Below are 23,023 nucleotides of genomic sequence, written 5' to 3' on the forward strand. Positions count from 1 at the left end.
TCATGGTTCGCCTTTCGTTCATGTAGTGAGAATATCCCGCTCTCCCTGTGTAACGCTCCGGAAAAGACCTGCCCGGCGAAGAGAACGCTTTGCAACATCAGCCGACAGCACACACTGCCGACCATCAGTTAAATCCGCATCCAAACGATGCCGCTGCTTTAATAAAGAGCAGCCTTTGTCCCTCATTAACGGGTTACCTGATCTGCTACATCCCGAACTGCGACCTACTCAAAGATATACATACATCACTGAAATCAGATCACCCTCCTCTTGTTCCATACAAAACTGATCGGTTCCCGGCGCCGGCAGCGCTGGTAAAATCGTCCGTTGAATAGTTTGTCCTGCCTGCGCATCAATGACCTGTTTATCGATCAATTTGAAGCGCTGCTCCGGCACTTGTGCCAAAGGCAGACGCTGTGAACCACTGTTGACCCGCCAGCCGGATTCACCAGCTTCCGTTTCATAACGCACAGGCTCCGGAAAGTTCAGTGTCCCGGATTCATCAACCACCTGAGGCTGATGAAGTTTGAGTTGTCCCCGCTGAATCACCCGATATTCCCAGCGGGAAGAACGACTCTGCAATGTAATGGCATAGCTCTCCTGAACCATAAGCTTATCCGGATAGAACAACACCTCAGCGACCGCTCCGTCCGGGGCGTGATTGAAAGGCACATGAGCTGCCACCAGCTCTGACTGTTGCTGATGTTCTGCTTGCTGTAAATTCCCGGATGTTATCTGTCGGTTGTCATAATGGAGCAGCCCTTTCCAGTTCACCGGTAAGTCTGTCAGCATGACAAAGTTTTCCAGCGGCTGGCAGATCCAGAACCGTAACGGATTTCCCTCTGTCAGTTGGGTTAATCCCTGTAAAAACGCGCTTCGTCCCGGGATTGCGTATCCATAAAGCGACCAGCAATTCAGGTTTGATGTCAGTTGCATCTGAAAATGAGACATCCACTGACGAGTCTCCCGGTCCGGAACCAACTGTGCTCCCAGCCATTGAGCCTGACAGAAAAAGTGATGCTGAAGCAGCAAAGAAAAAAGCATGAACATCAGGGAGCCACCTCACCGGATGTTTGCTGAACGCGGGCTGCACTCCCGGTTACCTGATCGGCCTGAACGATGACATGTCTGATTTTATAGATGATCGAAGGCTGGTATTTAGCACCAAGTGCACTCCATAAATTATGGGTTCGTTCGTAGGGAGAGTTTTCGATTTCAAACTGAAGCTGTTCCAGAGATGGCGGCATATCCGGGAATAACTGCCGGGTCATTGTCGGATGAGCCTGAAAGAAAGCAATGGTCGCCGATAGAAATTTCAATGCTTCACTATACACATCGAAGTGTGCAGTCATCAGAATGTCCAGATTAAACCGGATCGCAGGCTGAATCTGCTGAACGGTATTAGTCGAGTAATCCGGACGGGCACCGCCGTAAAACTGTTTGGCTGTTTCATGCTCAAGATTAATCAGAGTCAGTACCATTTTGTTCTGGTTACTGAGAGGAACAGAGCCACCGGATTCGACCAGATGATTCATAATCACCGGTTCGCCATCCACACCAAACTGATGACTCAACTGCCGGCTCAACACATTCCTGACATAGTTCAATGCTTCATCAATCACCTGAACATCCTTATTCAAGACGAGTATTCAAGACGTACAACACCCCATAACATCATATCGATGTATACCCAAAAAAATGTGCTTAAATGTACTGATTAATATGCTTAAATGTGCCGATTGAGGTGAAGGCATCTGGAATTCAGAACACTGAAATCGACTGAAAATCAATGTATAGGCTTCAATTATGAAACCTAGCACAGTGCTACGCTTTTTCAAATTTATCATCATTTTTTTGCTGGCTCTTATATTCGCCACAATGCCCATAAATCGAGGCAGGAAGTGATGCTCAGAGTAATTCATGCAAACTCATCTCATCATGCAAATGACCCGCAGCCGGAAAGAACATGAGCAAGCATCTATAATGAACGCAGTTTCATGAATACACTTATTTTTAAGACAAATAGTTTTAAGATAGATCGTTTGAAGAGAGGAATCTTATGGCAACACAGCGTCATATCGCTATTGCAGGAGCATCAGGTCTGGTCGGGCATTCTATTTTGCTGGATGCACTGGATGATGCTTCGGTTGAAGAAGTTCATGTCCTGTGTCGCAATCCGGTCAAAGTCAGCCACCCAAAACTTGTAGAGCATCTGGTCGATTTTCAACTGATTCCACCATTACCGAAAATCAGCGAAGTCTATCTGGCTGTCGGCACAACCATGCATCAGGCAGGTAGCCGGGAAGCTTTCCGGAACGTTGATCTGGAAATCAATCTGGCAGTCGCCAGAGCAGCCGTTGCAGCTGGTGCACAACGTATCGGACTGGTCAGTGCGATGGCTGCTAACCCAAAATCATTTTTCTTTTACAACCGGGTAAAAGGAGAGCTGGAAGAAGCCCTGACAACATTGGCTCCGGAAGGTCTGGTCATTGCCCGGCCTTCACTACTGCTGGGTGACCGTGAAGCGCTGGGACAACCGATCCGGCTCAGCGAAACCCTCACCATGTATGCCGGGAAAGTGCTTGGTCCGCTCGTCCCACAGAACTACCGTCCGATTCAGGCTCAGAACGTTGCCCGGGCACTGTTGCGCCATGTTCCCAATGCTGACCGGAAAATTGTTTTATGCTCCGGAGAGATGCAGCCAACCTGAAACGCAGTCCGGATCCAGAGCGAATATCAGATTTATTGTCATCCCCAGAGACCTGAATTCAGATGTCTCTGTGATCTGCTCGGAATAAATTCATCGGTCATACTGCAAATTTCAACACTCAGGGTATATTCGGATCAGTCAGTCCGGCCAAAACCACAACAACATAAAAAGAACATCAAAATTCCAGTCAGAGAATCAAAAGGAAAACTATCCCCAGACCACTTCAGCTCACCGCTTTATTTAGTTTGCTGTTGTCTGGGACTATGAAACATATTGAATATGCAGTTAAATGTTAGCTGAAATCAAATCTTCAATCCGATGATTTGGCTAATAATGTATGCTTCGTTCTGTCTGGAGGTAAGCCGTGACAATTGCAAAAAAAATGATCCTTTTAGCCGGCGCATTTATGGTGGTTCTGTTCACCGTTTCCGGTATGGGTCTCTCCGTCTCCCAAAATAGTCTGGATACGGTCAAAAAAATTAATGGAAGTTCGATTCCTTCTTTAAACCTTCTGCACGAACTACGTTCTGATCAGCAGGAAGTCTCCATCAATCTCTTCAAACATACATTCTTGCAAGACAATCCTACTGTCCGCAAGCAAATCGAAGAAAGGCTGAGTCAGTTGCATGATCAACTCAATGACAATCTGGTGGCTTACAAAAAATATCTGATCGATCCCACTGAAACGCAAATGTATCAGGAAGAGCAAAAACTGCTGCAAGAGTATTTGCGCATGCTGAACTCTTATTTACAGGAAGCCAAAGCCGGGAAAGTTGCGAGCGAATTAGCAGCCCCCATGGGTTTAAAGCGTGCTGAACTGACGAAAATTTTTACCCGTCATCTGGATTTCCGTCTGGAGAAGGCCCACCAGTATGCCCGTCAGAATGAAGAAAAAATTAACAGCCAAATCTACTGGTCGATTCTGGCTATTATTGCCGGAGCTATCCTGATCGGTGGTATTAGCTTCTTCATCATTACTAGCGTCCGCCGTTCTCTGAACGGAATCCAGCAAGTGATGCAGTCATTTGAACAAAATCAGGATCTCAGTATCAGAGCGGATGCCAATGGCAAAGATGAGATCTCACATCTTTCCATCGCGTTCAACCGCATGCTGGAAAAACTGCAACAAAGCTTCGCCGAAATATCCGGTCAGTCACATCAGTTAACTCAAACAGCATCGTCCATGTATAGCTCTGTTTCTCAGGCAGCGGCGATCTCTGCCCGTCAGAATGATGCCGCATCCGGTGTTGCAACCGGCATCGAAGAGATGACGGTCAGTATCTCGGATGTCACCGAACGATCCGGTGAATCACAGCGGCTGGCTGCTCAGACCGGAACACTGGCTCAGGAAGGCATTCATGTCATTCAGGAAACCGTAGACAACATCCATACCATTGAAAAAGCGGTTGGCGATGTTTCGGTCAATGTCGACCAGTTAGCAACCCACGGAGAAAAAATTTCGTCTATTGTTTCCGTGATTAAAGAAGTTGCGGAACAAACCAACCTGCTGGCGCTCAATGCAGCAATCGAAGCAGCCCGGGCCGGAGAGCAAGGACGCGGTTTTGCCGTGGTTGCCGATGAAGTCCGGAGTCTTGCGGAGCGAACCGCCGATTCAACAACTGAAATCGCGACCATGGTTGAGGCAATCCGGGAACTCTCATCAGAAACCGTGATGAAGATGAAAGATGCCGAGTCGATGATTCAGAATGGAGTAATTTGTGCCGGACAGGCCAGTGAAACTGTCTTACGGATTAGTGAAGCCAGTGAACAATCCATGTCGATGGCAGAAGAAATCGCTCATGCCATGCGAGAGCAGGAAAGTGCCAGTAAAAGCATCGCTGTCCATATTGAACAAACCGCACAAATGGCAGCCGAGAGCGATTCACTGAGCAGAAATGGGGAACAAACAGCCTCAGAACTGGAAAACCTGGCCAGAGTGATGGATCAGGTTGTTGGTCAGTATCGGCTTTAAACGTAACTTCATACGGAATGAACCGTTGATTCTGTATATCAACGGCCTTTCCGCTTCCGGAAAGTAAATGAAAAAACGCATATATCCGGTTTATGAAATAATTGTTATTACTTCCAAATCATATAGTTATAAAGTTGATACATTCATCACTATCAGATAACATCCTATTTTTAATGAAATAAGTTGGTAATAAACATGACTCAATACAAAGAATATAAAGTGGTTCATATCGTTGAAGGTGGTTGTGGCACCATTCTGCTTGGCGCGAGTGGTTTACCTGTACAGAAAATGGAAGCCGATCTGAACAGATATGCTGCCGATGGCTGGCAGGTTGTGTTTCAGGTCATTGAACAGAAACGCTTTATGCTGTTCTGGAAACGTGAAGCGATTCTGCTGACTTTAGGCCGCTGAGTTGCTGAAGTTTGTCTCTCTTCGTCTGATCCGTCTTTACCAGCGTAAAGGCGGTTCTAAACAGTTACTCAATATTGAATGTAACTTCGAACCGACCTGCTCGGAATATACCAGACAGTGTATTCAGAAGTACGGTGCGCTGAAGGGCTGGAAGCTCGGGCTTTCCCGCATCAAGCGTTGTAATCAGCCGGATCTGGTCGAAAAAATTTATGATGAGGTTCCATAATGAGTTCTCTGATGAACTGGCTTGAACCCCAGGAACAACTCGAAGCCAGAGAAGAACAACTGCGGCAACAGGTCAATGCTCTCTCAGATGCAGAAAGAAAAGCGTTTTATCAGGAGCAGTCGAAGCTCATTAAAGATCCCGATACTTACGCCACACTCAACTATTTCTTTCTTGGCGGCGTTCACCATCTGTATCTTGGCCGCTATAAACGTTTCATCGCAGAATTGATTCTGCTGGTGATTGCCATCCTGAGTTTTCTTGCCGGTAGTAACGGGCTGGGAATTGTTATTCTGGTGGCTCTGGCTCTCTATGAGCTTCCTCAACTGTTTCTCTCCCAGAAAATTGTCCGCCAATATAACGAAGCCAAATCCAGAGAGATCTATGAGCAGATTATCAACTCAGGTTCGCCCTATCGCCAATAATCTCTGAGAGTTTTGCCGTCACATCAGTTTTAACCCTGATGTGACTGGATTTTCAATCACTTCCGCTTGGCTTCATTTCATTCTGTCAGTAAAGTAATGCAATTATTCCAATAACAGTGATGTTGCAAGATATGGCAGAGACTCAGGCTCAAAACTCCCCGGACTGGCAGGAAGCCCTCGAGCGAATTCAGCAGGTACGGGAAAGTGGTGATACAAGGCTCGATTTAAGCAGTTTAGACATTCCAACCTTACCCGATGAAATCACCAGTCTCGCCCGGCAACTTACAACCTTAGAGCTGAGATTTTGTGAAAATCTCAGCAGTTTGCAAGGAGTGCAATCACTCCGACGGCTCACGTCTCTAAATTTAACATGGTGTGAAAGTCTCACTATCCTCACTGAAATCGAATCACTCACACAACTCTCCGAACTAAATTTAAGAGGATGCGATAATCTCACCAGCCTCTCAGGGATCGAATCACTAACGCAACTCACCGAACTAAATTTAAGCAGGAGTGAAAATCTCACCAGCCTCACTGAACTTAACTCCCTGAAGCAATTAACTGGACTCAATTTAAGCAGGTGCGAGAATCTCACCAACCTCTCTGGAATCGAATCTCTACAACAATTAACCGAACTGGATCTAAGCTGGTGCGAAAATCTCACCAGTCTCGCAGGAATTGAATCTCTACATCTACTTACCCAACTGAATTTAAGCTGGTGCGAGAATCTCACCAGTCTCTCGGGAATCGAATCTCTACAGCAGTTAACCAAGCTGGATTTGACAGACTGTAATGGCCTGAACGACCTCGAAAGTATTCAACACTTGCAACAACTCACTGAATTGGATTTAAGCTACTGTGAAAAACTCACCAGCCTTAAAGGAATTGAATCATTACAACAACTGACTGAACTAACACTTAATGGGTGTAGCAACCTAACTAGCCTGCAAGGGCTAGAATCCTTGCAACAACTGGTTAGACTCTGGTTAGACGACTGCAAAAACCTGAATGACTTCGAGGCTATTTATCAACTAGAACAACTGGGTAACTTATCTCTTGAACAGCTCAGATTTACAGATGTAAATCGATTTAAATGCTTTCAGAATCTGGAAGTACTCTATCTGAATGATAATAAACTGAAAGATATTTCTCCGTTAAGCCATTTACCCAACTTACAACAACTGTATCTTAAAAATAATGCCATTCAGGATGTTGCTCAATTTCGCCAATTCAGGCAGTTAGAAGATATCCAACTATCCGGCAACCCGTTTGCCAGGCAGTATAACCTACAGTTACCGTCTTCATCCGGTGACTTTCTTGACAATGATTTAGATACCATCCAGAACCTGCTCTTTCGCTTAGATGACATCAGGGCCGATATTCATCTGCCGGCTAAAGTTTTGTTTCTGGGTAATCATGCTGCGGGGAAATCGAGTCTGGTTCATTATCTGCAACGTGGTGAACTTTCGGAGCAAAAAGATTCTACCCATATCCTGGATATCCAGCCTTATCAATTAGATAAACCGGCTTCAGGTAAAAAACCGGGAAAACGAGCCAGCACTTCCCGACTGCCGGATGCACTGTTTTATGATTTTGGCGGTCAGGATTACTATCACGGGATTTACCGGGTATTTATGAGCCAGCAGGCAATTACCTACTTATTGTGGCACGAAGAAAGCAACCATAACCGGCTGGAACAAGATAGCTGTCAGCGCCCGAACCGTCATTTTACACTCAACTACTGGCTCGGTTACTGGCATCATGCCCATCGTGATTATCAAACGCTTACCACGGATGTAACCAAGAAAACACCCGCGCCAACAGCAGTAGAACCGTCTCAGGAGACGAACGAATCCCCTTTAGTTTTAATCCAAACCCGGGCCGATCAAACCAAGGCTTGTCCGATTGCAAATACTCCGGCCACCAATCAGCACTTTATTTCTCTGCGGGCTCACGAAAACTCCCGTCTGCAACAAACCGGGCTGGATTACTTGCAGGCACAACTTGATGCGCTAATTCAGGACAATCAGAAAACCGTACCAGGTGCTACATGGTACGGAGAGTTTCTGAAAAAGATCCTGAAAAAACATCGTCTGAGCCCGAAAAACCACTGGAAATCAGACGCTGTCCAGAACTGGATTAATGATTACAAACCAACAGAACCGGACCGGGCACTACGCGAACGCCATCTGAAAACGGAATTCTCCCAGCTTCATGAACAGGGACTGGTCCTGTATTACCCGAATATCAATCCGGACAAAGTGTGGCTCAATCCGATGGCATTTGCCCATTATGTTCACCACAAAGTTCTGCAACAGGACCAGATCGAGCAGGATAAAGGTCAGGTTCCGGAATCAGCCTTTAACAGTTACGATCCGGACATTCTCAAAGTACTGGAGCAGGAAAAAGTGATTTTCTTGCATCAACACGGCCAGCCCAAATACATCATTCCCAATTATCTGCCGCTGGTTAATGAAGACTCCGCAGAATACCGGTTGCTGACCTTCGGCATACAGGAGTCATTTTCCTTTAATCTGTGGTTTAAAAACTATTTACCGCTTGGTTTAATCAATCAGCTCATCTGCCATTTCGGTAATCTGCCGGATGATAAAAAATTCTGGCGTGACCAATTGTTGTTTACGCTGGGACGCAATCATCAGCCCGAAGGGCGAACTCCCAGTCAGGTGCTGATCAAACTAAAATTTGACGATCAGCTTCAGGTACAGGTTTACCTCAGTAATCCTGATCCGGAACAACGTCTGCTGCATACACGCTATATCTATTATGTAATTTCGTCCCTGTACTGGGATTTAAAACCCTGTGAATCCATCAGTGATTTTGAACCTTACTATCAGGAGTTTCAGCGTACAGGACAGATCCTTTTATCACAGGAACAACTTCAGGATTCCAAAGGCTCACAATCAAGAAAATCGGAGCATAAAAGCGAAATCGATTCTCAGAAAACCGCAGAATTCCAGCGGATTTATCATGCGCCACCGGCAGATTTATTGATTTCTCTCAACGGCCGGGATTTTATCACTGCCACGCAGCTCTCCCGATTAAAAGATGAAACCCGTCTTCCCAGTGTACAGTTTTCCGGAGAACCATCATCGGGTCAGAAGCTGATTGCAGTTGCACCTTTTTCACCCTTTACCCATCGCAGGTTACACCGCATGTTAAAAGTCTTTATCTCGTACTCTCACGACGACATCGATGCACGTCGTGAACTGCAAAAATATCTCATCAACCTTGAACGTGACGGACTGATCGATATCTGGCAGGATGGCATGATTAACACGGGTGACGACTGGCATCAGAGCATTACCGGGGCGTTAGAACAGGCTGATGTCGTGATTATGCTGGTCAGTCAGAGTTTTATTGCTTCCAGCTATGTACATCAGGTCGAAATGCCCAAGGCCATGACTCTGAAAGAGGAAGGAAAAGCGCAAATCTTCCCGATTCTGCTCAGCCAGTGTGATTATCAACACTGGTCAATTATTCCGGAATCGGTAAGAACGCATATCACATCAGGCAGCGGTCAGCAGGCCAATTCCGTCCCGATGGGGCGTTTTCAGTTTTTCCCGATGAATGAAGAGGAACAGCGTTTAACGCCCATTAACCGCTGGCAGTATCCTGAAGATGCCTGGACACAGGTTGCCAACCGGCTACGGGCGTTATCAAAACCAGCCTGATTAACCCTGAGTCAGCGCGACAGCCTGCCGGGTCAGTTGGGTAACGGTTTCCCAGTCACCATTTTGAATCGCATCGGCAGGTAGCATCCAGGTTCCGCCAACCGTCGCTACACAATCCAGTTGCAGATATTGGGCGACATTGCCGGGATTAATCCCTCCGGTCGGGCAAAAACGGACATCCGGCAGCGGTGCTGAAATAGCCTTCAGTGCAGCGGCACCACCATTAGTCTCTGCCGGGAAGAATTTCAGATGGTCATAGCCGGAAGCCATAGCAGTCATCACTTCACTGGGCGTTGCAATGCCCGGAATCAGCGCCACATCACTCTGACGCCCGTGAGCCAGCAGCTCAGGGCTGAATCCCGGAGAGATCACAAACTGTGCACCGGCATCGACCGCCAGATCGTATTGCGCCGGTGTAATCACCGTACCTGCCCCGACTAAAGCCTCCGGCATCTCTTGAGCAATCAGCTTAATTGCATCAAGTGCACAGGCAGTTCTGAGCGTGATCTCAAAGACATGGATGCCACCTTCGTAGAGCGCTTTTGCCATCGGCACCGCGTCTTCCAGTCGGTGAATCACCATGACAGGTACAATCGGAGAAGCCGCAAAGACGGTTTCAGGTAAAACTTTCCAGTTCATGTGTGAATTCCTTATTAAGCTGGATATTGAAAAATAGAAGCGCCCTGCTCCGCACTGGAAACATGTTCCCGGAACAGGTTGAATAACTCCCGGCCATAGCCCTGAGCAGGAACGGACTTATGAGGCTCTGATGATGGCATCAGTGGATCCAGCACCATCATCGCACCTTCATTGGCATTGATACGGACCCGCATTCCATCCCGAAGCTGACTGAGTGGTCCGCCGCAGTGAGCCTCCGGCGTGACATGAATTACGGCTGGCACTTTTCCGGAAGCTCCGGATAACCGGCCATCAGTCACCAGTGCAACTTTCAGCCCATCGGCCATCAGATTGCCCAGAATCGGCATCAGTTTATGCAGTTCCGGCATGCCGTTCGCAGCCGGTCCGTTATAACGGACAACAATAATCACATCATCCCGGAATTCACCCTGCTGATAAGCACTTTCGACATCGTTCTGATCATCGAATACACGTACCGGCGCTTCAATCACCCGATACTGCTCAGCAACAGCACTAATTTTAATCACTCCGCGACCAAGATTTCCCTGCATAACCCGTAAGCCGCCCTGAGCACTGAATGATTCCCCTTTTCCTGCAATCACTTCAGAATTAGCAGAACTTCCGGCAGGATGATAACAAATTTGTTCACCTTCAAGCTGTGGATAGCGGAGATAATCGCTCATCTGCCCGGAGATCGGCGTTGCATCAAGGTGAAGCAATCCTCGCTCAGCCAGCAGAGTCAACAAACACGGCACACCACCGGCCTGCTGAAATGCATTGATATCTGCCGGACCATTCGGATAGATCCGGGTCAGCAACGGGACAACCTGAGATAATGCATCGAAATCATCCCAGGTGACAATCCACCCGGCGGCTCTGGCCACGGCAATCAAATGCATGGTGTGATTGGTGCTGCCTCCGGAGGCCAGTAGTGCCACCAGCCCATTCACCACCGACTTTTCATCCACAACATGGGCCAGAGGGCGGTAATCGGCAACACCCGGAGACTGACGGGCAATCAGTTGTGCAACCTGTTCTGTCAGTTTCTCCCGCAACGGGTCATGAGGAGGCACAAACGCTGAACCGGGCAACATCAACCCCATTGCTTCAAAAACTAGTTGATTGGTATTGGCGGTACCATAAAAGGTGCAGGTTCCTTCACTGTGATAAGAGCTGCACTCCATATCCAGCAATACTGCTTTATCTACTTCTCCGCTGGCGTATTGCTGACGAATCTTCACTTTCTCATCATTGGCAATCCCCGTTCCCATCGGACCGGCAGGTACAAAAGCACCCGGCAGATGACCAAAAGCGAGCGCCCCGATCAACTGACCCGGTGCAATTTTATCGCAGATTCCTAACAACAGAATGCCATCGTAAGTAGCATGACTGAGCGATAATGCCGTCGCCTGAGCAATCAGATCCCGCGAAAACAGGGAAAGTTCCATCCCCGGCTGACCCTGAGTCACGCCATCACACATTGCAGGAACACCACCGGCAATCTGAGCGGTATGCCCAAGTTCACGCAGACAGGCTTTAATTTTTTCCGGATAATCCCGGTAAGGTACATGTGCACTGAGCATATCGTTATATGCAGTTACAATAGCCAGATTGGAGCGGGTAAAGTCGAGAATGGATTGCTTTTCCGTTGTTGAACAGGCGGCAACCGTGTGCGCTAAGTTACCACAGGACAGCGCAACACGGTGCTTTCCCCGACTTGCCTGCGCAGCCACCATGTCCAGATAATTCTTTCGGGAAGTACGACTACGTTCGACAATCGCTTCAGTCACCCGGGAAAGGATATGATCAACAGGAACCGAACTCATCTACGTCTCCTTTATACATCTGTACGTTGATGGATCGCAGCAAGACAACGTTCGATGACATCCTCGAAGTCACCTTCAATGCTGACCTGAATCACATCCGGCTCATCTGTTGGCATTTCTAAAGTATCAAACTGACTTTTCAGTAATTCGATTGGCATAAAGTGGTCTGCCCGGGACTGCATCCTTGCTTTAACCAGCTCAAAGTCACCATAGAGATGGATAAACGTCACTTTGTGATTTCCCCGACGGATCTGCTCCCGGTATATTTTCTTCAGTGAGGAACAGACGATCACACCTTGCTCATTTTTCTGTTCAATACTAAATGCTGCATCGTTAATTCTTTCCAGCCAGGGAGCACGATCATCATCATTCAGCGGTTGCCCGGATTTCATCTTAATGATGTTAGCCTTGGGATGCAGATCATCACCATCGATAAACTTCGCACCTAGCAGCTGTGCAACTGCGGCACCAATCGTCGACTTACCGCAACTGGAGACGCCCATGAACACATAACTGTTACCTTTTCTGTCATCAATCACTTTATTGACTCCCGTCTCATTTTTAAACATTTCTATCTTTTACTGGTTTTCAGTTTACCATGTTACCCGTAACATGTTACCCGTAACTTTTAAAAATGTGAACAAACTAACAAGGAATAAAAAGGTATCTCATGTCCGATCTCTCTCTGATCCTCACTGCACTGGGATCAATTGCCCTATTACTGTTTCTCGTCATGAAAGTGAGACTCCATGCTGTTGTTTCACTGATTTTAGTCTCTATGCTGGCGGGACTTTTTTCTGGTATGAACCCAGCCGATATTGCTGACACCATCCAAAAAGGAATGGGCGGCACACTCGGGTTCGTTGCTGTGGTTGTTGCCCTTGGCGCTATGTTTGGCCGGGTAATGGAAGAAACCGGCGCCCTTGATCAAATCGCGCATACCCTACTTCACCGCTTCGGACACAATAAAGCCCACTGGGCGATGACACTCACCGGTTTTATCTGTGCCCTACCGCTGTTTTTTGATGTTGCTGTCGTACTGTTGATCGGTATTGCCTTTGCAATTGTGCGCCGCGGCGGTGGCAGTGTCGTCAAAATCGGTATCGCTCTGCTGGCCGGTATTGCCACCTGTCAGGCATTCCTGATCCCGGCTCCGGGACCGATTCTGGTTGCTTCACAGCTGAACGCAGATTTCGGTTATATGATTATTTTTGGTCTGATCGCTTCGATCCCCGCCATGATTCTTGGCGGGCCGCTTTTTGGCACTCTGATCGCCAAAAAAGTCCATGTAGAACTTCCCGAACATGCGCAAAGCGACAGTGATCAGCGTGAGGGCAATGGTGTTCCCTCATTTGCATTATCCTTCGGTATTGTTATCTTTCCACTCTTGCTTATTGGTCTGAAAACTATCGTTGCCCGCTTTATTGATGATACTTCGTCACTGCACGCCTGGCTGGCATTAATCGGTCATCCGTTCACAGCCATTCTGATCGCCTGCTTAACCGCTTTCTATCTGCTGGGCGTGAAACGGGGCATTCCCGGAAACCGGGTGATGGAAATCTGCGGCAGTGCGCTTCAGCCAGCTGGCGTAATCATTCTGGTGACAGGTGCCGGTGGGGTTTTCAAGCAAGTTCTGATCGACTCTGGCGTAGGTTCTGCACTAGGAAATATGCTGTCTGACTCAGGCCTGCCTCTGGTTATTCTGGCCTTTATCCTTGCAGCGGCAGTCAGGGTAATTCAGGGCTCGGCAACCGTTGCAATGCTGACCGCGTGCGGCATCATCACCCCAATGCTTGCACCGCTGAATCTGGATGGCGCTCAGCTTGCAGCAATCACCATTGCTATTGGCGGCGGTGCGATTGTCTTTTCTCACGTTAACGACTCAGGATTCTGGCTGGCTAACCGCTATCTGGGACTGACCGAAAAACAAACACTGCAAACCTGGACACTGATGGAAACCATAATCGGCACCTGTGGTGGTCTGACTGCGCTTTTAATTTCGTTCTTCCTGTAAACAGGTCGCTCTGCTCAAAGTACGCTCTGTTGCGGAGCGTACTATTCCGCCCCTCGCCGACTCAGTGTTTCACCCAAATCAATCGTATATCCCAGATCCAGAGCACACTGTTGTGACGGAATTCCATTTAAGCGATCCAACAACTCGGATGCCGCAACCTGACCAATCTGTTCACGCGGAGTCAGTACACTGGCAAGCTTTGGTGTCATTGACTGACCAATATCGTGACCGTGAAATCCCGCAACACCGATCGTTCCGGGCACATCAATTCCCTGCCGCTGGCACTCAAAAATCACACCGGCAGCCAAATCATCATTGGTACAGAAAAAACTGTCAGCCTGAGGATATTCAGCCAGCGTTTGCTGCAACAGACTTGCCCCCAGAGAGAACGATGACGCGACATTCGTGGTCACCATTTTCGGTTCAAGTCCGGCCTGACGCATTGCCGATTCATATCCCTGCATTTTAAATTTGGTCCGCATATCCATCCGGGCACCCAGATAAACGATATGCCGGTAACCCTGATGAATCATCGCTTCAACCATGGCATGGGCAGCAGCATGGTTATCAAATCCGACACACTGCTGTATCGCATCGGAAACACTGTCCATCATTTCAATCACGGGGATGCCTGCCGTTTCAATCATCCGCACAGTTTTCGCTGTGTGATAACTCTCTGACAATAACAAACCATCGATGTTATAGGAGAGCAACGATGCAACCCGTTCTTCTTCCACTTCAGGGTGATAGCCGTAATGTGCGAACATGGTCTGATAACCATATTGTCCGGTTACGGTTTCAATCCCCCGAATTACTTCAGCAAAAACCTGGTTGGTCAGTGACGGCACCAGAACACCAATTGCACGGCTTTTGGATTGCGATAAGATTTCCGGAGCCCGGTTAGGAATATATCCCAGTGTGTCCAGTGCAACAGCGATTTTGTCCCGGGTAGAACCGGAAACCAACTGCGGATTTTTAAGATAACGGCTAACCGTCATTTTGGTCACACCAACCTGATCGGCTACATCTTGCAGAGTCGGGCGACGTTTTTTATTCATCATGCTTGTTTATTCATCATGCTTGGTGCGCTGTTTTTATGTGTTGTTTCTGTATAAGAAAATAAACGATAACTCGACGGACTGAATCGCCGGCGACCTGCAAATCCTATAACAGTTCACGCAGCGCTGCCAGTCAAAGAAGCAGGCAAAAGCAATAATTGGGAACGAAACCAACAGAATAGTTTCCTCAAAATAGCTGCAATATATCGTTTAAACACCAATTATCGGAGGTCTGATTCCCGGCATCATCAAATGACTGGGTATATACTGAAAACATCCCGATTCTGATCCGTCTGGAGGCCGATATGGCATCAACCGGCGTTCTGATTCTGATATTTGTGATATTGTCTCTGCTGGCCGGAGCGTTCATCAAATCACTGGCAAAAGTTCTCCGCTTCCCTTACAGCGTTATTCTGCTGCTCATTGGTCTGCTTGTCGGCCTGTTGAGTCGTACAGATTTTGCCCTGCTTTCCTATCCCCAACTCAATCAGTCTCTGATGACGCTTTCTGAAATCAATCCACACTTGATTTTATTGCTGTTTCTGCCAACTTTAATTTTTGAATCTGCCTTCGGTATGGAAACTCACCTGTTTAAACGGATGTTCAGCCAGATTGCACTTCTGGCTGTACCCGGAATGCTGTTAGCCTCGGCTCTGACCGCGGTACTGGCTCACTACTCATTTCCCTGGAACTGGTCCTGGACCGTCTGCTTCCTGTTTGGAGCTCTGATTTCCGCCACTGACCCGGTTGCCGTTGTTTCACTGCTTAAAGAGGTCAGCTCCCGCAAAAGGCTGGAAACCCTGATTGAGGGAGAATCGTTGTTGAATGACGGAACAGCGATTGTTCTGTTTACTCTGTTCTATGGCATGCTCACGCTGTCAGGGCATACTGACACTGGATTACTTGCTGTCAGTTCTCAGTTTCTGATCGTGGTTCTGCTGGGATTCGCTGTGGGAGTTGCTGTCGGTTCGGTTATCCTGTTCTGGATTAGCCGACTGTTCAACCAGCCGTTAGTTGAAATCACCCTGACAATCTCCGCCGCTTATATCGCCTACTTTATCGCTGAAAACCTGTTTCATGTTTCCGGTGTAGTTGCCGTGGTTGCACTCGGATTGATGCTTGCCAGTTTTGGTCGCACCCGAATATCCCCTGAAATCGCTGACTTCCTGCACCACTTCTGGCATATGATGGCTCATATTGCCAATACGATTATTTTTGTACTGGTCGGAATTATTATTGCGACCCGAATCCGACTCGATGTCCCGGACTGGTGGATATCGCTGCTGGTGCTCTATCTGGGGATTCAGTCAACCCGGGCGCTGGCGATTGCAGCACTGATGCCTCTGCTCAAACGTATCGGTATTGGCATTAACCGGGAAAAAGCCATTGTTCTAGTATGGGGCGGATTACGTGGCGCAGTCTCTCTGGCACTGGCATTAATCATTTCCCAGGACACATTCATTGACCCGGAACTCGGCGATCAGATCCTGTTTCTGACTGCTGGTGTAGTGGTGTTAACTATCGTGATTAACTCGACGACAATGAACTGGATCCTCAGCCAGCTCGGACTGGACAGGTTACCACCGGCTAAACAAGCTTCATTAGACAAAGCAAAATATACGATTAAGCAGCAGATGCTGGAAGAACTGCGACGGCTGCAAAACAATACCTTTCTCCACCGAGCCAACTGGATAGCACTACGCCAGCCAATTGACGAGATTCAGAAGCCCAAAGAAATCAGTCTGTCAGATGGTGTCAAAGAAGAAGACTTGAAGATTGCTTTCTACCGCCGGTTACTGGAAAGTGAACGTCAGTTCTACTGGTCACAATTCAAACATGGTGCTTTGACCGGACCAGCCACCGCTCAGTTGGTAAATGCGGTTGAAATTGCTCTGGATGGTAATCCGGAACTGGCTCCGCGCCACAGTTTATTCCAGTTCTGGAAAACTCCGCCTTACGTCCGCTTCTTCCGGAAAATCCCGGTATTCAGGCATCTCGTCATTCATTTTGCATTTGAACGTCTGGCCCTGAGCTATGATACGGCAAGGGGGTTTATTCAGGCGCAGGAAGAAGTTGCCCGGCACATTCATGATCTGGCCCCCAGTGTGCTGGATGCTCAGGAAGCACTCAAGGATATTGAGCTCAATACATCTCAGACCAAAACTCACATTGACGCATTACGTGAATATTTTCCGGATCTGTCATACAGTCTGGAAACTCACGCAGCCCATCGTCTGCTACTGAATCTGGAACGGGCACATCTGCAAACCCTGATTGATGAAGGCATGTTAGATGACAGTGAAGCACAGAAACTGACCCATGAAGTGGAATATAAACTTGCCCATCTCAAGCGTCAGCCTCATCATGTCAGCTCAGGAGAAATCTCCGATCAATTGCGCCAGATGCCATGGGCAGCACATATCAAAGATAAGTCGCTGATTGCGTTAGGTAAGATTGCCCAACGGCAAATTTTTAACGAAGGTGAACTCATCTATGCTCAAAATCAGCACGCAACTGCTCTTGCAGTCATTATCCGTGGCAGAATAGGAATATTCAGCCTCAAAGGAGAAAGAGTTGCCGAACCCGGAACATTAATCGGTTGCTGTGCGTTTTTGACCGATACCTACAGAACAAATGCAAAAGCGATCACACCCAGCGAACTGATTTGGCTGAATCTGCCTCAGCTAAAAATCATTGCATCTAAAGATAAACAACTGGAAGAGGTTCTGGCTGAAGAACTGAATAAAGAAGTCCACAAAAAGTAGTCAGTGATGATGGAACAGAAGTCCGGAAAACTGTGGGATAAAAGTGGCGGCTTTGGTCAAGCCGCCAGCAATAAACCAGATTAGTTACCGTTTCGGCTAATCAGTTCGTTATACCAGTGGAAACTTTTCTTCTTCGAGCGTTTCAGCTCTTTCAAATCAAATTCTTCCCGGTCAACGTGAATAAAGCCATAACGTTTACTACAGCCCTGATGGGTACTGATCAGGTCGATTGCAGACCACGGGCAGAAGCCAAAGATATCGACACCATCGGAGATCCCCAGTCGAATCTGATCAATATGTTTCTGGAGGAAGTCGATACGATAATCATCATTTACAGAGCCATCGTCTTCAACTTTGTCAAAAGCACCTAAGCCATTTTCCGTAACAATCAACGGCAAGGCGTAGCGGTCATAAATTTCACGCATGGTGTTACGGAAACCGGTCGGGTCGATCTCCCAGCCAAAAGCATTTTTGCTGAGGTTCGGGTTTGTGGCACCTTTGTAAACACCGGCTTCACCAATAACGATCTGCTGATCGCCGTCAATTGATGAACGGTCGGAAGCATCGCCGGAACTCGCTGCGACAGTCTGACTGGAATAATAGTTGAAAGCGATGAAATCCGGCTTGGCGCTGGCCATGATTTCCATGTCTCCTTCCTGAATATCCGGAGTCGCGTCACGCTCTTCCAGAAATGCCCAGGCGATATTGTTGTAACGGCCATAAACCGCCATATCCAGATACAGCCAGTTACGAATAGCTGTACAGTTACTGGCCGCCAGAATATCTTCCGGTTTTGAGGTTTCAGGATAAACCGCAGCAATATTCGGAGCCGGTCCAATCTTCGCCTGCGGTAACATTTCGTGGCAGGCAACCATGGCTTTCGCCTGTGCCAGCAACATGTGGTGGTTTTGCTGATACAAGTCTTTCATCGGGTTTTCAGCAGCGACATGCAATGTACCGATCGCATCACCATGCAGAATCATCATGTTCTGCTCGTTAATCGTCAGCCAGTATTTCACCCGATCACCGAATGCCTCGAATAGTGTCTTGCTATAAGTTACAAACGCATCGACAGTAGCGCGATTCGACCAGCCACCTTTTTCCTGCAAAGCATAAGGCAGATCGAAGTGGTACATGGTAACAATCGGTTCGATATTATGTGCTTTCAGTTCATCGATCAGGTTGCTATAGAATTCGATTCCTTTTGGATTCACCTCACCATCCCCATTAGGGAAGATACGTGTCCAGGCAATCGAGAAACGATAAGCTTTCAGGCCAAGCTCGGAAAACAGCTTCACATCTTCCTGATAGTGGTGGTAGTGATCACTTGCGACTTTGAAATCTGTCGTTCCGGGAACAACGGATCCCATATCAATAATAGAAGGCCCTTTACCGTCTTCATCCCATGCACCTTCAACCTGATAAGCTGAAGTGGATGCTCCCCAGAAAAAGCCTTCCGGAAACGGTTTCAGTTTTTTATGTAGCATTATCTTCTCCTTAAAAAATTCCTCCCGTAAAGGAAGGAAGTCAGAAATTTTCAGGGGCAAATATGACCCCAAACCGGCAGTGGTTTAATCATGTCGTGAATGAGAATCCGACCAGAAACAGGACACCATCTTTATCGGTATAAAAATCGTGTCCTCTGAGCATCAAATCACGACAATATCATTGAAATAGAAGCTTAAGATGCAACTGTTTGTTGTTTTCCGGCTCCTTCACCTTGTTTCTGGTTATCTACCGCAAACATCATGCCCAGAATTACCGATAAGCCAAAACCGAGTGAGATACCGATAATATATGGAACAAGCGGATCAAACAGTGGAATCGTAAAGATATTATGGAATCCGAATGCCGTCATCTTGGTCTGGAAATATCCAACTACACAGCCACCGGCTGCGCCAGAAATCATTACGACAGGAATCGCTCTGCGGTAGCGTAGAATCAAACCGTAAATAATTGGTTCAGTCACCCCAGCCAGCAAACCTGTAATTGCAGCTGGCCCCGCAATAGCTTTGACACTCGGATCTTTTGAACGAAGGAAAAATGCAACGGCAATCCCCATTTGAGCAAAGGTACATGGCGCCCACATGGCCGCAATCGGTGAACCACCCAGAGCAAGGTTGGCAACAACAATCGGAACCAGTCCCCAGTGTAGCCCCAGAACCACCATAAACATAATCGTTCCGCCAATTACTGCACCGGTCAACGCACCACTATGCGCACTCAGCCAGTTGATACCTGCGGCAACAACATTACCCAAATTCACACCAAATGGGCCAAAAATCAGTACCGTTAACGGCACAATGACTAACAGACAGATCATCGGCACTAAGAACATCTGAAGATTCTGCGGACAGATTTTCTTCAGTTGTTTCTCTAAAAATGCCAGCCCTGCAACGGCAATAAAGATCGGGAACACAGTAGAAGAGTAGTTAATGGCAACCACTGGAATACCAAAAAATGTTGCATCTGCATTTCCGATCAGGCCGGTGAAATTCGGTTCCAGCAACGCTGCGCCGATAACCCCGCCAAGATAACCATTTGCTCCCATCTTGATCGCAGCAGAAATACCAAGAAAAACGGGTAGAAAATAGAACACGGCATTGGCAATTGCCGACAAAATCAGATAACTAGAACTGGAGGCATCCATCCAGTTCATTAGTGAGACAACAGCCAGTACCGCTTTTAGCATACCCGCACCAGCCAGAGGTCCGAGTAATGGTGTGAAACTTCCTGAAATCACTTCGAAGATACGACTGCCGATGGACGCTTTATTCTTCGCTGTATTTGTAGAGTCAGTAGCAGCCGGAGCTGACGAAGCACCGCCCATTTGGCTCATCAGCTCACTAAATACCTGTGAAACGTGGTTGCCGATAATCACCTGAAACTGACCACCGCTTTCTACAACACTTAACACACCGTCAAGAGACTGGATTTCTTCTTTATTCGCCCGTGCATGATCATTTAATTTAAATCTTAAACGAGTTGCGCAATGCGCTAGTTCAGCAACATTTTCTTTGTCACCAACCAAACGCAGTATGGTTTTGGCAAGATTGGAGTAATTCACTTCAGCACCTCAATATTTGTTTCGTTATCTGTAGTCCAGAATCGCTATTTTTAGCCAATGACGAGCATCTGTTGTTTTTCTACACTCTAAAGCGCAACCGGTTGTCCAGATAGCGATGATTCACGAATTCGTGATAATATTCACAATTAAAATCCGGAAACTGTCTCATCACGCACAAATTTAATTTTCATTGAGATTTATCAAAAAAGACACTCACAAAACAATTTATTCATATTTATCAAATACATAAAACAAACCCCTTAAAGTTATAAATAATTTCTCTATCAACACATTATTGGTTTTCCTGCCGAACAAATACTGATTTGATGAAGTCCAAAAGAGAAATCGATTTCCAGAGTTCTCTTTGTGGAATGAACCATGCCAACAAAAATATAAACAGAAGCATAAAACAGTATGTGTATCATTCCTCAACCATCATTTTTGCCTCTATCCACGCTGAAAACCTGCTGTCTATAATACAAAATCGAATAAAAAAACACCCAACACTGTACACTTATCTCTCAAATTCAGCTTTATCAGATATCACTCCGGCAGATTTAAGGAATAGCAGCGAATTTTGTGAAACCGGTTGTTCTTTTAACAAAAAAATCAGCATATATCAGTATATGCACATCATATCAAAAACGGAAAAATTAATATTATTGAAAAACAAATAATATTTTTTGAAGAATTTAAATCCAAAAAAACTAATAAAAATCAATTTAAACAGAATAAATACCCATTTGTGGTTTATTTCAAATTTATCAGCAGCCCTGAGTGAAACCGATTTCTCTCTCATATAGACTCCTCCTCGATGTATCAGACACCACCCCAAAATAAGGAAGAACTAGACATGAGAATAAAAGATTCACAGTTCAAAAATCATTCTCTGGCAGCAGGTATTGCATTAGCAGTGGCATGTATCGCTACGCCTGCACAGGCTGTAGATTTTCACGGCTATTTCCGGACAGGTATTTTCAGCTCGACCAATGGCGATCAACAACCATGGCTCCCTGGGAAAATTGGCCGGTTTGGTAATGAAACCGACGGCTGGTATGACATTACCCTATCACAAGACATCTATCAGAATGATCAGGATCAAGTCTTTGGGGTGGTTGCTAACTTCGACGGAACACTTGGACTCAAGCGTACCTGGGAACCGTTTGACTCCGGTGCAAAAAATGGCAACGTATTACAATTCAGTGATCTTTATGCAACAGCCAAAGGCTTTATCCCCGGCGTACCTGAAGCAACACTATGGGTTGGTAAACGGGGCTATGAAAAGCGTGAAACCCAGATGTTAGACTATAAGCCAATCGGTGTTGCCGGTAACGGTATCGGTCTGCAAGGAATTCAAACCGGTCCGGGTGAACTATCTCTGGCACTCATCCGTAAAGATGCAGATGCAGCTCTGATGGATGACAACAATCCGCTCAAAGACGATAGCACTTATCAGGCAAACTCCCTTTATAACGTCAATTATCTCGATGTTCGTTACGCAAAATTACCGGTTTTCAGTGATGTCACTGTTGAACTGATTGCTGACTTTGCTTTCACCAATAAAACCGGAACTCAAAAGGGATATGAAGCCGACGGAACAATTCACCCTTCGGAAAAAACAGCATTTCTTCCAACGGCAATTTTCACCAAACCATTAGACAATGGCTTTAACGAAACCACAATTCAGACGACCAAAGGCACTTTTGCCAATAATCTGGTAAAACTAGGTTATAACGAAACCAGTTTTGATGTGGACAACGATTACTCTGATGCCAAATCTTTCCGGGTGATTAATACTGGCGAAGAATATCTCAGTGATAATGTTATTATGGCTCAGACCTTCGTTTATGCGATTGGTAAAGATATTACTCCGACACTGAATGATGTAAGTTTGTATACTGCGGTTGTCCGTCCTGCCTACGTCTGGGATGAGCACAACAAAACAGCAATCGAACTGGGCTTGTTCAAACAAACCAATGAAACAACAAGTGGTGATAAAGTCGAGTCAGGGCATAAAATCACGCTGGCCCATGTCATTACTGCTGGTCCAAGTCTGTTGACTGTCCGTCCGGATTTCCGTTTTTATACAACTTACATAAAAACGACCAAAAACCAAATCGACGGTCACACATTCCATGATGGCAAAGATCACCAGATCAGCTTTGGTGTTCAGGCTGAAGTTTGGTGGTAACCATAAAACCATGTAAACACGAGGCTGCAT

The 23,023-nt window shown here is 46.8% G+C and carries 18 protein-coding genes; 9 read left to right on the forward strand and 9 right to left on the reverse strand.

From position 1 onward, the window contains the following. Positions 1–18: 18 nt before the first annotated feature. The 3 genes from OCU74_RS15950 to OCU74_RS15960 are packed head-to-tail and all read right to left on the reverse strand — an operon-like array spanning position 19 to position 1,640. Complete coding sequence (locus tag OCU74_RS15950; RefSeq protein WP_159457452.1) at positions 19–186, reverse strand: hypothetical protein; 168 nt, start codon at positions 184–186, stop codon at positions 19–21. Between the two features lie 42 nt (positions 187–228). Next, on the reverse strand, positions 229–1,050 hold the full coding sequence (locus tag OCU74_RS15955; protein ID WP_087481996.1) for a hypothetical protein: 822 nt from the start codon (positions 1,048–1,050) through the stop codon (positions 229–231). After that, the gene (locus OCU74_RS15960) at positions 1,050–1,640 is read right to left on the reverse strand and encodes a DUF4255 domain-containing protein (RefSeq protein ID WP_200807766.1); all 591 of its coding nucleotides are present in this window, start codon (positions 1,638–1,640) and stop codon (positions 1,050–1,052) included. Before OCU74_RS15960 ends, OCU74_RS15955 begins: the two co-directional genes overlap by 1 nt. Before the next feature lie 419 nt (positions 1,641–2,059). On the opposite strand from OCU74_RS15960, the gene OCU74_RS15965 reads away from it, so the two are divergent. From OCU74_RS15965 to OCU74_RS15990, 6 genes are all read left to right on the forward strand, one after another. Beyond that, positions 2,060–2,710 (forward strand): Rossmann-fold NAD(P)-binding domain-containing protein, encoded by a 651-nt coding sequence (locus tag OCU74_RS15965; protein WP_087481998.1) that lies wholly within the window; start codon positions 2,060–2,062, stop codon positions 2,708–2,710. Between the two features lie 364 nt (positions 2,711–3,074). Further along, positions 3,075–4,682, forward strand: a complete 1,608-nt coding sequence (locus OCU74_RS15970; RefSeq protein ID WP_087481999.1) for a methyl-accepting chemotaxis protein — start codon at positions 3,075–3,077, stop codon at positions 4,680–4,682. Between the two features lie 195 nt (positions 4,683–4,877). Further along, the gene (locus OCU74_RS15975; RefSeq protein ID WP_087482000.1) at positions 4,878–5,093 is read left to right on the forward strand and encodes a DUF4177 domain-containing protein; all 216 of its coding nucleotides are present in this window, start codon (positions 4,878–4,880) and stop codon (positions 5,091–5,093) included. Between the two features lies 1 nt (position 5,094). After that, entirely contained in the window at positions 5,095–5,319 is a 225-nt protein-coding gene (yidD, locus tag OCU74_RS15980; RefSeq protein WP_087482001.1) for a membrane protein insertion efficiency factor YidD, read from the forward strand. Then, complete coding sequence (locus tag OCU74_RS15985; RefSeq protein WP_390623632.1) at positions 5,319–5,741, forward strand: TM2 domain-containing protein; 423 nt, start codon at positions 5,319–5,321, stop codon at positions 5,739–5,741. Before yidD ends, OCU74_RS15985 begins: the two co-directional genes overlap by 1 nt. A gap of 131 nt (positions 5,742–5,872) precedes the next feature. Further along, the gene (locus OCU74_RS15990) at positions 5,873–9,433 is read left to right on the forward strand and encodes a leucine-rich repeat domain-containing protein (protein ID WP_159457453.1); all 3,561 of its coding nucleotides are present in this window, start codon (positions 5,873–5,875) and stop codon (positions 9,431–9,433) included. Here OCU74_RS15990 and OCU74_RS15995 read toward each other — a convergent pair whose 3' ends face one another. The 3 genes from OCU74_RS15995 to OCU74_RS16005 are packed head-to-tail and all read right to left on the reverse strand — an operon-like array spanning position 9,434 to position 12,467. Continuing rightward, positions 9,434–10,072: a bifunctional 4-hydroxy-2-oxoglutarate aldolase/2-dehydro-3-deoxy-phosphogluconate aldolase gene (locus OCU74_RS15995; protein WP_087482003.1), complete on the reverse strand. Its 639-nt coding sequence runs from the start codon at positions 10,070–10,072 to the stop codon at positions 9,434–9,436. A 14-nt stretch (positions 10,073–10,086) separates the two neighbouring features. Beyond that, positions 10,087–11,898: a phosphogluconate dehydratase gene (edd, locus tag OCU74_RS16000; protein WP_087482004.1), complete on the reverse strand. Its 1,812-nt coding sequence runs from the start codon at positions 11,896–11,898 to the stop codon at positions 10,087–10,089. Positions 11,899–11,909: 11 nt separating this feature from the next. Beyond that, positions 11,910–12,467: a gluconokinase gene (locus tag OCU74_RS16005; protein WP_087482005.1), complete on the reverse strand. Its 558-nt coding sequence runs from the start codon at positions 12,465–12,467 to the stop codon at positions 11,910–11,912. 101 nt (positions 12,468–12,568) lie between these two features. Between OCU74_RS16005 and gntU the strand changes: the two genes are divergently transcribed. Continuing rightward, entirely contained in the window at positions 12,569–13,912 is a 1,344-nt protein-coding gene (gene gntU / locus OCU74_RS16010) for a gluconate transporter (RefSeq protein ID WP_087482006.1), read from the forward strand. A 41-nt stretch (positions 13,913–13,953) separates the two neighbouring features. Here the strand turns inward: gntU and gntR are convergent, their stop codons facing one another. Further along, positions 13,954–14,973: a gluconate operon transcriptional repressor GntR gene (gene gntR / locus OCU74_RS16015; RefSeq protein ID WP_200807767.1), complete on the reverse strand. Its 1,020-nt coding sequence runs from the start codon at positions 14,971–14,973 to the stop codon at positions 13,954–13,956. Between the two features lie 302 nt (positions 14,974–15,275). On the opposite strand from gntR, the gene OCU74_RS16020 reads away from it, so the two are divergent. Beyond that, positions 15,276–17,735: a cation:proton antiporter domain-containing protein gene (locus OCU74_RS16020; RefSeq protein ID WP_087482007.1), complete on the forward strand. Its 2,460-nt coding sequence runs from the start codon at positions 15,276–15,278 to the stop codon at positions 17,733–17,735. Between the two features lie 80 nt (positions 17,736–17,815). Here the strand turns inward: OCU74_RS16020 and OCU74_RS16025 are convergent, their stop codons facing one another. Together OCU74_RS16025 and OCU74_RS16030 are read right to left on the reverse strand one after the other, a co-directional pair. Beyond that, positions 17,816–19,222, reverse strand: a complete 1,407-nt coding sequence (locus OCU74_RS16025) for a glycoside hydrolase family 1 protein (protein ID WP_087482008.1) — start codon at positions 19,220–19,222, stop codon at positions 17,816–17,818. 194 nt (positions 19,223–19,416) lie between these two features. Continuing rightward, positions 19,417–20,802, reverse strand: a complete 1,386-nt coding sequence (locus OCU74_RS16030; RefSeq protein WP_087482009.1) for a PTS transporter subunit EIIC — start codon at positions 20,800–20,802, stop codon at positions 19,417–19,419. A gap of 853 nt (positions 20,803–21,655) precedes the next feature. Here OCU74_RS16030 and OCU74_RS16035 point away from each other — a divergent pair. Beyond that, positions 21,656–22,993 carry a carbohydrate porin gene (locus OCU74_RS16035; protein ID WP_159457454.1) on the forward strand — a complete coding sequence of 446 codons (1,338 nt, stop codon included), beginning with the start codon at positions 21,656–21,658 and terminating at the stop codon, positions 22,991–22,993. The last annotated feature ends 30 nt before the right edge of the window (positions 22,994–23,023 follow it).

This window comes from Vibrio mangrovi (assembly GCF_024346955.1).
GTDB lineage: Bacteria > Pseudomonadota > Gammaproteobacteria > Enterobacterales > Vibrionaceae > Vibrio > Vibrio mangrovi.

Bases quoted from the DNA above. Each gene is read 5' to 3' on its own strand.
- OCU74_RS15965 (WP_087481998.1), top strand. From the start codon at position 2,060: ATGGCAACACAGCGTCATATCGCTATTGCAGGAGCATCAGGTCTGGTC.
- OCU74_RS16020 (WP_087482007.1), top strand. From the start codon at position 15,276: ATGGCATCAACCGGCGTTCTGATTCTGATATTTGTGATATTGTCTCTG.
- OCU74_RS15990 (WP_159457453.1), top strand. From the start codon at position 5,873: ATGGCAGAGACTCAGGCTCAAAACTCCCCGGACTGGCAGGAAGCCCTC.
- OCU74_RS16025 (WP_087482008.1), bottom strand. From the start codon at position 19,222: ATGCTACATAAAAAACTGAAACCGTTTCCGGAAGGCTTTTTCTGGGGA.
- OCU74_RS15955 (WP_087481996.1), bottom strand. From the start codon at position 1,050: ATGTTCATGCTTTTTTCTTTGCTGCTTCAGCATCACTTTTTCTGTCAG.
- OCU74_RS15975 (WP_087482000.1), top strand. From the start codon at position 4,878: ATGACTCAATACAAAGAATATAAAGTGGTTCATATCGTTGAAGGTGGT.
- OCU74_RS15995 (WP_087482003.1), bottom strand. From the start codon at position 10,072: ATGAACTGGAAAGTTTTACCTGAAACCGTCTTTGCGGCTTCTCCGATT.
- OCU74_RS16005 (WP_087482005.1), bottom strand. From the start codon at position 12,467: ATGTTTAAAAATGAGACGGGAGTCAATAAAGTGATTGATGACAGAAAA.
- edd (WP_087482004.1), bottom strand. From the start codon at position 11,898: ATGAGTTCGGTTCCTGTTGATCATATCCTTTCCCGGGTGACTGAAGCG.
- gntR (WP_200807767.1), bottom strand. From the start codon at position 14,973: ATGATGAATAAAAAACGTCGCCCGACTCTGCAAGATGTAGCCGATCAG.
- gntU (WP_087482006.1), top strand. From the start codon at position 12,569: ATGTCCGATCTCTCTCTGATCCTCACTGCACTGGGATCAATTGCCCTA.
- OCU74_RS15985 (WP_390623632.1), top strand. From the start codon at position 5,319: ATGAGTTCTCTGATGAACTGGCTTGAACCCCAGGAACAACTCGAAGCC.
- OCU74_RS16035 (WP_159457454.1), top strand. From the start codon at position 21,656: ATGAGAATAAAAGATTCACAGTTCAAAAATCATTCTCTGGCAGCAGGT.
- OCU74_RS15950 (WP_159457452.1), bottom strand. From the start codon at position 186: ATGAGGGACAAAGGCTGCTCTTTATTAAAGCAGCGGCATCGTTTGGAT.